At 54.2% G+C, this 13,689-nt stretch carries 13 protein-coding genes; 2 read left to right on the forward strand and 11 right to left on the reverse strand.

Annotated elements, in window-relative coordinates:
• Positions 1 to 196 precede the first annotated feature (196 nt).
• The 6 genes from J7M22_12015 to J7M22_12040 form a co-directional block, all read right to left on the reverse strand.
• Entirely contained in the window at positions 197 to 1,264 is a 1,068-nt protein-coding gene (locus J7M22_12015; GenBank protein ID MCD6507332.1) for an NAD-dependent epimerase/dehydratase family protein, read from the reverse strand.
• A gap of 94 nt (positions 1,265 to 1,358) precedes the next feature.
• Complete coding sequence (locus J7M22_12020) at positions 1,359 to 2,120, reverse strand: hypothetical protein (GenBank protein ID MCD6507333.1); 762 nt, start codon at positions 2,118 to 2,120, stop codon at positions 1,359 to 1,361.
• 11 nt (positions 2,121 to 2,131) lie between these two features.
• Positions 2,132 to 3,175, reverse strand: coding sequence for a hypothetical protein (locus J7M22_12025; protein ID MCD6507334.1), 1,044 nt, complete (start codon positions 3,173 to 3,175; stop codon positions 2,132 to 2,134).
• Positions 3,176 to 3,196: 21 nt separating this feature from the next.
• Positions 3,197 to 4,030, reverse strand: a complete 834-nt coding sequence (locus tag J7M22_12030; protein ID MCD6507335.1) for a hypothetical protein — start codon at positions 4,028 to 4,030, stop codon at positions 3,197 to 3,199.
• Between the two features lie 103 nt (positions 4,031 to 4,133).
• A complete protein-coding gene (locus J7M22_12035) occupies positions 4,134 to 4,283 on the reverse strand; it encodes a hypothetical protein (protein ID MCD6507336.1) in 150 nt (49 codons plus the stop codon).
• Positions 4,284 to 4,286: 3 nt separating this feature from the next.
• Positions 4,287 to 5,321: a galactose oxidase gene (locus J7M22_12040; GenBank protein ID MCD6507337.1), complete on the reverse strand. Its 1,035-nt coding sequence runs from the start codon at positions 5,319 to 5,321 to the stop codon at positions 4,287 to 4,289.
• Positions 5,322 to 5,541: 220 nt separating this feature from the next.
• Here J7M22_12040 and J7M22_12045 point away from each other — a divergent pair, with 220 nt between their 5' ends.
• The gene (locus J7M22_12045) at positions 5,542 to 5,811 is read left to right on the forward strand and encodes a type II toxin-antitoxin system Phd/YefM family antitoxin (GenBank protein MCD6507338.1); all 270 of its coding nucleotides are present in this window, start codon (positions 5,542 to 5,544) and stop codon (positions 5,809 to 5,811) included.
• On the forward strand, positions 5,808 to 6,188 hold the full coding sequence (locus J7M22_12050; protein ID MCD6507339.1) for a type II toxin-antitoxin system PemK/MazF family toxin: 381 nt from the start codon (positions 5,808 to 5,810) through the stop codon (positions 6,186 to 6,188). Before J7M22_12045 ends, J7M22_12050 begins: the two co-directional genes overlap by 4 nt.
• 232 nt (positions 6,189 to 6,420) lie before the next feature.
• Here J7M22_12050 and J7M22_12055 read toward each other — a convergent pair whose 3' ends face one another.
• The 5 genes from J7M22_12055 to J7M22_12075 form a co-directional block, all read right to left on the reverse strand.
• A complete protein-coding gene (locus tag J7M22_12055) occupies positions 6,421 to 7,137 on the reverse strand; it encodes a hypothetical protein (GenBank protein ID MCD6507340.1) in 717 nt (238 codons plus the stop codon).
• Positions 7,138 to 7,369: 232 nt separating this feature from the next.
• Positions 7,370 to 8,257 (reverse strand): ester cyclase, encoded by an 888-nt coding sequence (locus J7M22_12060; GenBank protein MCD6507341.1) that lies wholly within the window; start codon positions 8,255 to 8,257, stop codon positions 7,370 to 7,372.
• A gap of 425 nt (positions 8,258 to 8,682) precedes the next feature.
• Positions 8,683 to 11,826 (reverse strand): sigma 54-interacting transcriptional regulator, encoded by a 3,144-nt coding sequence (locus J7M22_12065; protein MCD6507342.1) that lies wholly within the window; start codon positions 11,824 to 11,826, stop codon positions 8,683 to 8,685.
• Positions 11,827 to 11,841: 15 nt separating this feature from the next.
• On the reverse strand, positions 11,842 to 12,879 hold the full coding sequence (locus J7M22_12070; GenBank protein ID MCD6507343.1) for an aminotransferase class I/II-fold pyridoxal phosphate-dependent enzyme: 1,038 nt from the start codon (positions 12,877 to 12,879) through the stop codon (positions 11,842 to 11,844).
• Between the two features lie 13 nt (positions 12,880 to 12,892).
• Positions 12,893 to 13,303, reverse strand: a complete 411-nt coding sequence (locus J7M22_12075) for a tetratricopeptide repeat protein (GenBank protein MCD6507344.1) — start codon at positions 13,301 to 13,303, stop codon at positions 12,893 to 12,895.
• Positions 13,304 to 13,689 lie beyond the last annotated feature (386 nt).

Raw genomic sequence — 13,689 nt, forward strand, 5'->3', positions numbered from 1 at the left:
GAACATGATACTGGCACAGCTTGCCATTCATTTTCAGGATAGGCTGGAGGGGTATCTGTGGAATGGAAGAGAATTTACACAGAAAACTTGACAGACCCGCCCTCGATTCACCCCCTATGTATTGACATTCAGTGCAAGCTTTTAGAGCTTCTTCTGTTTTAACTGCTCCAATCACCTCCTTATCTTATTCTTATGCTTATAACCGCTGCACATATTCCCTGACGCTCTCGATTCCATCGGCGAAGCCGATCTCAGGACGGAAACCCAGCTCACGCTCCGCCTTAGCGCCGCTGACATGAAGTGGAGTGGTGAGCAACAGCACGCTCAGCCGCGTCATCGAAGGACGATATCCAGGCCGGAAAAGGTTTATAAAACGAGCCACACCCTCCATAATGCCCGCCAACATAAGCGCCGTCCGTACAGATATCTCTCTCCTGGGCGGAGGCAACGACGCAAACTCAGCCACCTTCTCGATATATCTCTCAAACGTGAAGCTCTCGGGGCCCGTGAGGATATACTCCTCGTTGTAGGATCGTTCATTGAAAAAGCAGAGCAGAATGGCGTCCACGAGATCATATATGTGGATGAAATCCACGGGAAGGGCATCGCGGAAGCGGGAGAGCTTTCCCCGTCTCAGCGACTCCTTGATGAGGGGCAGATAGGCGTTGTCCCCCGGCCCCCAAACGATAGTCGGAGCAAGCACCGTGATCGGGAAGGACGGATTACCACTCATCCGTTCTCTCAGCCAAGAGTGGATCTCCACCTTGCTCGCCGTATAAAGGCGGTCGCTTCTCACAAGCGAGCTCGACTCGGTCTTGAGCGGCTCAGCAAGATCCGTCGAAAAGCCGTAGACGGCGGCGGTGGTGATATGGATGTAATGTGTCGGGGCGTTCATCTCCTCGATCATATGCACGATGGCTTTGGGAGCTTCCACATTCACCAGCCAGAACTCACGCCGATCCCCCCAATCCCTGGCTATCCCCGATGCGTTGAGCACAATGGCCGCTCCGTCGATGCCTCGTCTCAGGATTTCCTGCTGTGACACGTCGCCTTGCAGGAATGTGATCGAGGAGGTATCGATTCCGGAAAACACCTTTTCCCTCCTCTCCTCACTCCGATACAGACAGTGAAGATCGCGAAACCCCAGCTTCACCAGACGCCTGATGATGGCGGAGCCGATGAATCCGGTCGATCCGATTATGAAGATCTTAGCCTCTTTCTGGGGCTCGGAGAATTGAGGTGCCCTCTGAGAAAGGATTCCCATCCGTCTCACCCCCGTCTCTCAACTCAGAGACATCTATCGTAGACTTCGAGGAGCTCCACCTCCTCGAGAACCTTGATCAGGCATCTGACGATGCTCACCTGCCTTCTCTCATCCATTTTACCCGTCCCCATGTCGTAGGCAAACGCCCATCTGGTTCCACCTCAAAGTTGATTCCTTCCCCTCTGATCTGGAAGAAATCGAACGTCCCTGTTAACTCCGATCCACCCCAGTTCTTCACGATGAGGCCCACCTGAGCATTCCGAAGTGGGACATCGGCCGAGAGCCACTGTTCCCATTTTTCCACATCGCCGAGTTTATAGTAGCTTATGTAGGTATCGCCACGTCTCTCCACCTTCAAGTAGACCTTATCCTGCTCGCCAAGGACATCTGTGAACAGATGGTGTCCCCATCCAACACCTCGGACCTTCCTCTCCTTGTCTTTCACGGGAGGCACCCCACAATCTATTGGGAAGAACCATACCCGTTGTCCTCCACCTCCGCCGATTCCGTAAAGGAGTTGCACCTGATGGAGGATATCCTGAAAGATAACTATCCCCGCTGCGGCGCTGCCTGCGGTCGGTCCCACGTAAAGCGTCGTCACCTCGTAATCGCCCTCCGGAGCCGGCATTGTAAGGGTAGGTGCCCGATCTACGCCGGGAATAAGGTCGTTATTCCCCGCCGGCACGTGCATGTAGAGTTTGCCGTCCTTCAAGCTCACCGTTGAGCCTTGATTCCCTCTGTTATCGAATCTCCAGCGTTTGTCCAGTTGATCCCCGTTGAAATCATCCCTCCAAACACCGGCCTCAGCTGCGGTGATCCATAAGGACAGCAGTGTCAAAATCCATAGAATTTTCATCGTCACCCTCCTCATTCTTTCACCGCCGGTCCTCCTTGAAGGGATTTTCCGAAAACGTCCGTCAGGAATTCCAGCGCTTTTTGAAGTCGTTGGGGGAGTCTATCGGTATGTCCCCCCTCAAACTCCTCGTAGCTGTGAGGAATACCTGCCTGGAGGAGACGCTCGTGAAACCGTCTCGCCACGGGAAGCAGTGGATCATGAACGCCGCACTCCAGATGAATCGCCGTGCGTTTGAGGCTCTCTCGATAACGTGGTATCAGCAACTCGGGGATCTTATCGTTTCCACGATCGTTGACCTCCTTGAGGAATCGTCCATCACGCGTGAAGGGCCAATCGAAGAACCAGGGCGGATTGTTCGGGTTCGGCCATAGTGCCCTGGCGACGTCCACCTCCAGGGCGTCGAGATGCCCGTCATCCGGCTGTGGGTTCTGCGCCTTATACTCCTCAAAGTAGGCCGATGGGGCGGTGATCGCCCCGGGGCTCATAGTGACTATGGCGCAAAACAGCTCCGGATGGGTCATACCCAGATACATGGCGCCGTAGCCTCCCGCTGAGCTGCCCAGGATCGCCCTGCTTTCACGGCGTGGGATCGTCCGATATTTCCGATCCACGTATCGGACGATATCGCGGCAGATGTAATCGGCGTAGTTTCCGTTGACGGAGGAGTTGGTGTAATAGGAGCAGCCTATTTTCGTAGTGCCGTCCACCCCTACGAGGATCAACCCATCGGTTTTGCCCTGAGCGACCAATTTATCGACGTATGCGGCAGCGCCATCGTGGAGGATGAGCAGGGAGGAGGCTTTGGAGAAAAGCTCGGGTTTTCCGGGTCGGACGGCCCCATGAAGCAGATACACCGTCGGGTAACGTTTTTGCGGATGTTCATCGTATCCTGGCGGCAGATATACGGTCAGCGGCTTGGTAGCCGGGTTGCCGAGGAGGTTTCCCTCCAGGGCGGGGCTTGTGATCTTATCGTGGATGATTTTTCCATGCTCGATGGTATCCACTGAGCCGCAAAGCCACAGAGCGATAATGCCGATAGCAACGATACTATTCATCTTCTATGCCCCTTTGTTTCCCTATCGCTTCTGAGTTCCTCGTTTGACTTTCCCCCACATCGTTGCCAGCTTACCATGTGATTTTACAGACGGAACACCGCCACCTAAGCACTCCGAAGCAAAAGTAAGGCTATCCATGAGTCGCTTCCGCAGAGCGGGAAGATCAAGGTGGGCACCTTCGTCCTCGGCATATTCACAGGGCAAGCCCAGCTCTTTGAGCATCTTGATAAACTTTGGATTACCCTCGGCGATGCTAGGAAGCTCGTTTCGACCATAGGAAAACCAGAATCGAAGCGGGTAACGCTGTCGTTGCTGAAGATAAGCTTCGACCATCTCACGACTCGGAAATCCTCCGGTGGAGATGGAAGTTACACAGCAGAACAGCTCAGGATGGGAGAAAACGATGTGCAAGGCGCTTGATCCACCCAGGCAGATCCCCCCAATCGCCCGGCCCATGCGATTCGCGATGGTGCGATATCTTCCATCGATGAACGGGAGAACTTCCTGTAGTAGATGTTCGTACTCGGGATCGGCAGCTATTTCATCGGGCATAACGATTATCATGGGGTTGGGAACGTCGTCGAACAGTTGATCAAATCCCCAGGTGAACCAATCCCGATTCGTGTATCCGGCTCCCTGTAGTAGATAGAACGCGGGATAAGCCAACCCTGAGGAGTCATATCCTTCGGGCAGATAGACGCTCACTTCCCTCGTGGTTTGAGAGTATCCCGCCTTCTTGAGGATTTGGCTTTCTATCTTGTGATGTTCAACCCTTCCTCCGGCAAGGGACTCCATGCTCAGTATCAGGAGCCAAAAGATAACACTACATGTAAGATAGAATTTTATCTTCCTCATAATCTCTTCACCTCCTTAGTTTTATCCCGAAGACGATCTCCGCCTTTTATATATGTAGCAGAGAAGAGCTTATCAACTCCCTTTTCGTCTCCGGTCGCGCATATTAGAATAACCCAAAGTGATATAGCCGCACAAGTGCAGGGAGATCAGGGTTTAGTTTCTCCACGGGATCGGCGCCCAGATACTGAGTCAGGGCGATGCCGCTCAGGGTCGCTAGAGCCTGTTTCAGAAAGGATCGCCGCGTTACGTTCATCTTTCACCTCACCTTTATCCCGGCCCACGTTGCGCTTAGTTTGTCCTGGGGGAATATATCGGCGCTTGACGCCGTGTTGTATCGTTCTACAACGGAAGTCACGGTCATTGAGGGCAGGGGGCTGACAACACCTCCGATAGCATAGATTTTCCCGTTAAGGGCGGCGGCTGCAAGACCGCTTCGTGCTGTCGGCATATCCGCCCGTTTCATCCATCTATCCGTTACCGGATCATACATCTCTACCGTCTTAACAGGCGCAGCCCAGGGGTTCAGCGAGCCGCCGAGGACGAAAATCCTTCCGTTCACAACGCACGCCGATATCCCCTGCCGCGCTGTCGGCATATCCGCTCCTGTGCTCCATGTATCCGTAACGGGGTCATAGATTTCCACCGTGGCGAGAGGTGTGAAATGAGCTCCTTGTCCTCCGATGGCGTAGATTTTACCGTTCACCGCAGCGACGGCGAGGGCATATCGAGGTGTTGGCATATCGGCCTTCCTGCTCCATCTGTTCGTAGCCGGGTCATAGACCTCGACGGTCGGCATAGGAGTAGCGCCTGACAGGCCAATAGATCGTGCTCCACCGATAGCGTAGATCTTACCGTCCACTACAGCGGTGGCGAGGGCCATTCTGGCCGTCGGCATATCGGCGAGTTTCGTCCATTTATCCGTCTCCGGATCATACATCTCGACGGTCGCTACTGCTGTGGTCTGGGGTTTGAGTTCCCCTCCGATCACGTAGATACGACCGTTCACAACGCTGGCTGAAAGGGCACATCTGGCCGCAGGCATAGGCGACTTCTTTGTCCATGTATCCGTTTCCGGATCGTACATCTCGATCGTCGGAGAGGCGCTCCCCATGAACGATAAAGCCCCGCCGATGGCGTAGATCTTCCCACCTACAGCGCACGCGGCGAGATCACACCGGGCAGGTGAAATCCCGGCTACCGATGACCATGCCTCCTGGTCTGACGCCTGAGCTAAGTAGGATGAGAGAACGATCATCAGTGGCAAAAGCACCCATCTCTTTGCTGTGCGCATCTTCATCCTCCTTTTTCCGGGCAGCGTGTTATCTTTTCACCCTTGCCCATTAGGTCAGGGGTTAAGGTCGAGAGACAAGAGTCTAGAGTCCTTTTTCGCCTCTCGACTCTTGACTCTCGACCCTTGACCATACCGAACTGATCGATTACAGATCTTTGACTTTTGAGCCTTTATACTGTACAATCTCTTGTAAGGAATTCTATACAACAAGGAGGTCATTATGCCGATCATTCTTCCCGTCACCGAGGTTCGAAACCGTTTAAGCGCTCTCCTAGATGAAGTCGTCTCCGGCAATGAGCCTATCTTCATCACCAGACACGGTCGCTCTCAGGCGGTGTTGCTCAGCGCGAGTCGGTATGAGGAGCTGATAAAGCGGCAGTCTGAATCAACCGAGACCGATTGGCACATACTATCCCAGGCTTCGCTCGCCCGGATTTGGGATGACCCGGGTGAGGATGTCTACACCTGGGAGGACGGGGAGCCGGTATGAGGAGACGTCCGTGGATACCCCAGCGTGGGGAAGTGGTGCTCGTTCGTTTCCCGTTTCTACAGACCGATGGGCGAGTACGGGTAAAACCACGGCCTGCCGTGATCATATCAGGACCGGTTATCCATGAGCAGACCGCCGATGTTATCATAGCCGCTATCTCCTCCCGACCGGCTTCTCGCCCCCTTCCGACGGACTATCACATCCCTTATGGCTCGTCCGAGTCGAAAGCTGGGGGTCTTAAGAGAGATTCCTGGGTGAAAGTTTCTAATTTGGCTACAATTCCCAGATCAGCCATCGCTCGACGGTTGGGACGTCTAACGGCTGCGGGGATGAGAGCTGTAGATGAACGGTTACGATTAGCATTAGGACTTGATTGACGCCCGCCATTTCGACCTATTAACCTGGAACCACACCGAGTTGGCGGAGCAACCCTAGGGCATCCCACGCCTACCACATCTCCACTATCTTGCCGTCGGCGAAGCGATAGATCGTGACGCCCTTAGGGAAAGCCGTCTTATAATAGCCAGGTTTAAGATAGGTGAAGTATCACTCACCACGGGCATATTTCAAATCGTTCTCCAGCTCTTCCCTACCGTACGTCAAAATCGGTTATTCCATTGAGCTTTTCACCTTCGCCCATGTGGTTGCGAGCTTATCCCTGGGGCGGACCGCTTTTGCGCCCGGTCCTCCATCAGGGATATCGGGTCCGGTCACAACGAAATCGTCGAACATGGCTACAACCCCTTCGGTGCCGAACCCCGGAGCCCCCTTTTGGATACCCTGAAACCAAGGAGAAACCGGCTCATCATCGATAAAACATCGAATCTTTCCATCCTTCTTCACATCTATCCTCAACCGATACCACCTATCAGCCTCCGTTTTGAAAGGTGTCGCATTGATAGGATGCACATTTCCTATGATGGAAACCCCTCTGGCGACAACAGGTACTTCTAGTCTCCTGATAGACAAACCATAGCCATTCCAGCCTGCGAACTCTCCGGTGGAGATTAAAAGATAGACGCCTGACCATGGGCTGCATGCCTCCAATGGCTTAGAGAGCTTGACGCTCACCTCCGCGATGTAATCTGACCACGTAGCTCCTCTGCTGAGACTAAGGAAATAAATCACGTCTGGGTTTTCATCCCCACCGATGACCACTCCATCCTTGATACGCCAGTTCCCCTCCCACAGGAAAAAATTACGGGACATTTTGATCATCTTCCACCCGCTTAGGTCCCCGTCGTTGAAATCATCCCTCCATGTCCCTGCCCATGCCGAAATCGAAACAAGGAGAACGGATAGGAAGACAGGGAACAGGTATCTCATTCCAGTTCACCTCCCGGCTGATATAATCATTCGCTCATATTATCGTTAAGTGTAGCAGAGATCTGAGAGGTCAGAAGTGCCTATTTCTCAGGGCGAAAAGGAACGAGGAACCAAGGGCGGAAAACGTTACAACGTTAAACGTTGAACGTGCAACGGATTCCCCTTCTCCTCGTTCCTCCTCATGGATAACCGCTACACTCAAGGGAAATAAGAGCGACCCCGATAACTTCCCTCATCCCGGAACAATGCCGAGCTGGCGGAGCAGCCCCAGGGCATCCCATGCCCACCACATCTCGACTATCTTGCCGTCGGCGAAACGGTAAATTGTCATACCCTCCCAGGTGATCTCCCTCTGGGTTGGCGGAATGCCCATCAGCTCGCCCTTATGCGTTCCGGTAGCCCTCCACCGCTCGGCCACCCTATCGCCCTCGGCGATCAGATCCTCGATCCTGGTATGGATATCGGGGAAAGCAGAGCGATATATGGTAATCGCCTGTTTGTGTCCTTCTAGCCCACGAGGGGTCAGATGCTCGGTGGTGGCCTCATGGCCGATCACATCGGGGCTCATGATCTCATCCAAAACCTCCAGCTTCCCCTTGCCCCACACCTCAGCGTCGTAACGGCGGATAACCGCCTTGTTGGCCTCAGGATCGCCGGGGTCGCCTGTTACATCCGACGGCTCGCTCCACGTGAAGTTCGTCCGTCCCATAGCCGGTACCACGCCGAGCTGCTGGAGGATTCCCAACGCATCCCAGTAGCTCCACTCCTCCGCTATCTGCCTCCCCTCGAAGCGGGAGAGAACTATCCCTCCGGAGACCGTCCGTTTGCCGGTGGGGGGAATTCCCATGAGCTCGCCCTTATGCGTGCCGGTGGAGCTCCAGCGAGCTACCGCCAGGTTACCCTCAGCGATTTGATCATCGACGGTGAAGTGGATATCCGGATATGCCGTGCGATACAGGGTGACGAACTGCCGATAGGCATCCCTTCCGGGGAAGTCCCCCGCTACATCGTGCATGATGACGTCGGGGGCGTAGATCTCATCGATCAGGCTCAAATTCCCCCGATTCCACATCTCCTCAAACGCTCGGCGCCCGATCTCTTTAAGCATTTCGGTTGACATTTTGATCCTCCTTGATTAAGTTGAAAGGAACGAGGAAATCCTCGTTCCTAGTTCCTCGTTCCTCAATATCCCCTAGATGGCGAGAGTCCCACCATTACGGAATCCGCCCTCTATGGGAGTTGATATCATCAGGGATGTTCAAATTTCATGCCAGGAAAGGGGAGAATCCCTAGCTCAGTTATAGTGATTGGAGATCGAGGTTTCTCCCAGATGAGGGGTGTATCCTCATGATACACCTCATCAACTCGAAAAGGCGGGATAGCGCTTTATATTCGCCATAGAAAGGGGTGTATCGAAAGGATACAGGGGGAGATGTATCAAGATGATACATTAACGGTCATTTATAGTCATCGGGTCATTCGGCCTCGCCGTCATTCAAAAATAAAGCGGTTGAGTAAAACGCCTTACGCTTAACGCCCTACGCCTTACTCGATTCCCAATCTTTTCATTAGGCGTATCAGATTTGGGCGATGCATGCCCAATCTTCTCGCGGCCTCCGTTCGATTGCCATCGCATTCACGCAGGGTCTCCTCGATGAGACGGCGACGAAACAGGTTCAAAGCCTCATCATAGGTCAGCGATTGTGAGAGGATCTCCCGCATCAGCGATTCCCCCCGAGTTATCTGTCCGGAGAAGTGATATATCTGAAGCTTCATCCCATCCTCGGCCATCGCTACGGCCCTGTAGATCTCGTTCTCCAGCTCTCTGACGTTTCCCGGCCAGGGGTAGCTTTGAAGCATCTGTATCACGCCCTCGGCAAATCCATCCAGATCCTTATTCAACTGGCGGCATGCCTTGTGGAGGAAATGCTCGGCCAGAAGAGGTATATCGTCCACCCGCTCGCGCAGGGGAGGGATATGAATCGGGAAGACCTTCAGGCGGTAATACAGATCCTCCCTGAACCGTCCCGACCGAACGTCCTCCTCCAGATCCCTGTTTGTGATGGCTATCACCCTCACGTCCACATCCCTCAGGTTGGTCTCCCCGATCCGCTGGATTTTACGTTCCTGCAGCACCCGCAACAGGTGCACCTGAGCATCGAGGGGCATCTCGCCGATCTCATCGAGAAGTATGGTTCCGCCCGAGGCCGCCTCAAACAGCCCCATCGTATCCCTATCCGCTCCCGTAAACGCCCCCTTGCGATACCCGAACAGGATGCTGGCGACCAGTTCTTTGGGCACAGCGCCGCAGTTGAGCTCCTTAAGGGGACCGTTTTTGCGCGGGCTGTTATAGTGGATCGCCTTGGCCACGAGTTCCTTACCGGTGCCCGTCTCACCGCTTATGAGCACCGTCAGTCCCGAATCGATCGCCTTCTCCATCAGGGCGTAAACCCGCTTCATGGCCGCCGATCGGCCGACGATGTTCTCGAAATTATATCTCCTGCCGACCTCCCACCTGAGCCGGTTTACCTCCGTCTGTAACGCGGCAAGCTCAGCATCGCGAGGGTCTGGCAACACCTCTACAGGAATATCCGCCGGATCGGAGTAGTTCAGATCCCTGTCTATCGCCTGAACCTGGAAGGTATATTTCCCGGCGGGCAGATCGGGATAATCCACCCGTTCCTCTCTCGTCGGCTGACTCCAATTCGCGTCATAACCTTTCAACCTGTAGCGGTAAAGCCTTTTATCAGGATGGGTCTTAAGATCGATCGAGGAGTATTCAAAGGTGATCCGCGTCCCCGCCGTGGCGGGCCTAAGTGAGTTGAGATCGGTATAACGGCGATCTGTGGTCACGGCGATGATCCTGGCTTTGGGACGGGATCGGCTGCGCCGGTATCGTATGAGTCCTTTATCCGTCCCAAGCCACAGCGATCCGTCCGTGATATCGCAATGCACCGTGACGGTATTTCCGGGAAGCCCGTCCCTGGTGTCCAGGCTCATCCACGCCACTCCGTCATACAAACATGCTCCACCGCCGGCCGTTCCCAGCCATAGAAGCCCGTCGTCGTCCCTACAGATGGAGATCACCCTGTCACTTGGGAGCCCGTCATCGGTCGTGAAATTGAGCAGCTCCTTCCCATCATATCGAAAGAGCCCGTCTCCCCATGTCCCAAACCATAGGATGCCGTCGGGGTCCTGATGGACCTCGAAGACAATCCTGCCTTTCAGCCCGTTCTCGAGCGGGAAATCAATGAATCTCTCCCCGTCATATATCGAGATACCGTTACAGGTTCCGAGCCACAGAACGCCGTCCGAATCGCGATGTATGCAGATCACCTGATCGTTTATCAGCCCGTCCCTTGTGGTGAGATTGGTGAACCTCTCGCCGTCGTACCGGAATATCCCCCCTCTCCACGTCCCGAGCCAGAGGTTGCCATCGAGATCTTCGCAGATGGATACCACCCTGTTATCAGTCAGCCCATCCTCGGCGGTGAACCTCACAAACTTTTCCCCGTCATATCGGGAGGCTCCTCCCCACCATGTCCCGATCCAGAGCATGCCGTCGGAGCTTCGATGTATGGCGAGCACCCTTCCCTCGGAGAGCCCGTCGGCGGATGTGAAGTTGACGAACTCTCTACCGTCATACCGCGAGATCCCATCGGATGTCCCAAACCAGAGCGTTCCGTCGTGGTCTTGGTATATGGCTATAATGCTCTCGTTCAGCAATCCGTCCCGTGTTGTGAACCTGGTAAAGGAGACCTCGTCGTATCTTGAGACGCCGCCCCATTCCTGTCGGATCATATACCCTGTTCCGAACCACAACGCCCCGCTGGGGTCGCTCTGGATGGAGTTCACGTGCTCGGATATCAGCCCATCCTCCCTGGTGAAGTTAACGAATCTCTTCCCATCGTATCGTGAGACGCCCCTATCGGTTCCGAACCAGAGGAAACCCCTGGAATCCCTGTAGATAGCTCTGACATTATCGCTTGGGAGACCGTCCTTCACGGTGAAGTTAACGAACCTCTTCCCATCGAATCTCGAGACACCCCCTCCCTTCATTTTGGGGATCTCGCCCGTTGCGAACCACAGCGTGCCGTCGGGATCGCTATGGATGGCTATCACGCTGGGGTAGACAAGGCCGTCCTCGGTTGTGAAGCTGACGAACTCCCTGCCGTCATATCTCGTAACGCCTTTATCGGTCCCGAACCAGAGGAAACCGTTCGGATCGCGGTGGATAGCCCTGACCTTCTCACCTATCAGACCATCCTCGATCGTGAAATTGACGAATTCCCTGCCGTCGTATCGTGAGACGCCCCTATCGGTTCCGAACCACAGCGTGCCGTCGGGATCGGCATGTATGGCCCAGACGATGTCGCTTGCCAGCCCGTCCTCGGTCGTGAAATTGACGAACTCCCTGCCGTCGTATCGGAAGACCCCTCCTTCCCAGGTTCCAAACCACATTATGCCGTTCGGGTCTCGACAGATAGCTTTGATGTTCCTGTTGAGCAGTCCGTCTTTGACCGTGAAGTTGACGAACTCCTTGCCGTCAAACCTGGATGCGCCTCCGCCTTCCGTGCCGAACCAGAGAAATCCTTCCGGGTCCGAGTAGATGACCCACACTATGTCATGAACCAACCCATCGAGGGCGGTATAGCTTCGCCATACCCCTCTTTTCTGATCGGCATTCATAGGTTTCCCTCAGGATTAGATCCCGGAGACGATCTTCGCTATTATATCGGCGGCTTTGAGAACCTGATCCCTTGTAACGTCCTTATGGGTGACGAGTCTGACGATGGACGGGCCGTAGCAGGAGACCTTCACACCTTCCTCCTGAGCCCTCCTGGCGAACTCCTCGGCGCTGATGCCCAATTCGCTCAAGTCCACCATTACCATGTTGGTCTGAACCTTTTCGGGATTTATCCTGATCTTCGGCAGGTGTGATAGCTTTTGCGCCAGCAATTTTGCGTTTTCATGGTCCTCGACCAGACGGTCGATCATCTCGGTCAGTGCGACGATCCCGGCGGCGGCGATAACTCCTGCCTGTCGCATGGCTCCTCCGAGCCTCTTTCTGGCCCTTCTGGCGCGGGAGATGAACTCGGCATCGCCCGTCAGCACCGATCCCACAGGGGCGCCCAGCCCCTTTGAGAGGCAGAACATAACCGAGTCGGCACAGGCAGCTATCTCTTTGACGTCCACTCCCAGGGCAAGGGCGGCGTTGAACATCCGTGCGCCATCCAGATGAACTTTGACGCCATATTTCGACGCTATCTCCTTCACAGCCCTTAACCTTCCAACCGGAACGGCCAATCCACCTCTTCGGTTATGGGTGTTTTCAAGGCATATCAGGCTCACCTTGGGGAACCGACTGGGCGATCTCGCCAGATATTCCTCGATCTGTTCCGGTTCAGGACATCCATCCGGCGAGTCCAGGGGTATCGGCATCACCCCCGCCAGAGCTGCCATGTTTCCCCATTCGTAGTAGTAGATATGTGATTCCCTGTCGAGTATGATGAAATCGCCCCCTTGCGTGTGGGTCATGATAGCGGAGGTGTTGCCCATGGTTCCGCTCGGGACGTACATCGCCGCTTCCTTACCCATCTTCTCGGCGGCTAATCTTTCCAGCTCGTTGACGGTCGGATCCTCGCCATAGCAATCATCACCCACCTCGGCTTCGGCCATCGCCCGCCGCATTCTCGGTGTCGGTTTTGTGACCGTATCGCTTCTGAGGTCTATGATCTCCATCTCGATCTCCTCTTCATCCTTTAAGGGCTTGAGCCCTTCTTCTTGCGCTCTCCACGAGATAACCGTCCCTGTCGGAGTTTGCAAGCTCTTCGAAGGCTTCTATTGCCTCATCTAATCTCTTGAGTTTGACCAGCGATTCAGCATACATATATCGCGCCCTGAGTTTCAGATCAGGATCATCCAGCTCCTCGGCCAACCTCGAATAGGCCTCGGCGGCTTTATGATAATCCTTTTCGTCATAGTAATATCTATCGGCGGAGTAAAGACCGCCTCGGATCTCCTCTTCCTCCTCCTCGATCTCCTCTATCTCCCTTGCCTCTTCCTCCTCAATCACCTCAGCTTCAATCTCTTTTTCTTCCTCCTCCATTACTTCTTCCTCGGCGATCTCCTCCATCTCATCCTTTTCCTCGATCTTCTCCTCCATCCGTCAACCTCCGTTCTGTTATTTGGGTCGTTCTTATTTCCTTTGAGTGTGGCATCTATCTACGGCCAACTGTCTGCCGTCCACAGTTCGACTGTCATTTGTAGTCATTAAGTCATTTGGCTTCGCCGTCATTTAAATGACGACAAATGACAAGGGATGGTTCATATCCCCCAGGAATTAAGGTAACACTTTCTAGCTACCTGACAGTTTTGGAGATGAGGTAAAGGTTGAAAGTCACAGCGCATAAAAGGGATAATATTTAGGAGTTACGCAGTTGACTGCGAACCCCTTTTCATTTACGTATATTATACCCTGAAAGTGAAGCTTTGTCGATAGGAGGGAAAGCGAATGAACCCACCCAAGTGCGATGACCTTGACTACATCCA

Source organism: Candidatus Poribacteria bacterium (assembly GCA_021162805.1).
GTDB lineage: Bacteria > Poribacteria > WGA-4E > B28-G17 > B28-G17 > JAGGXZ01.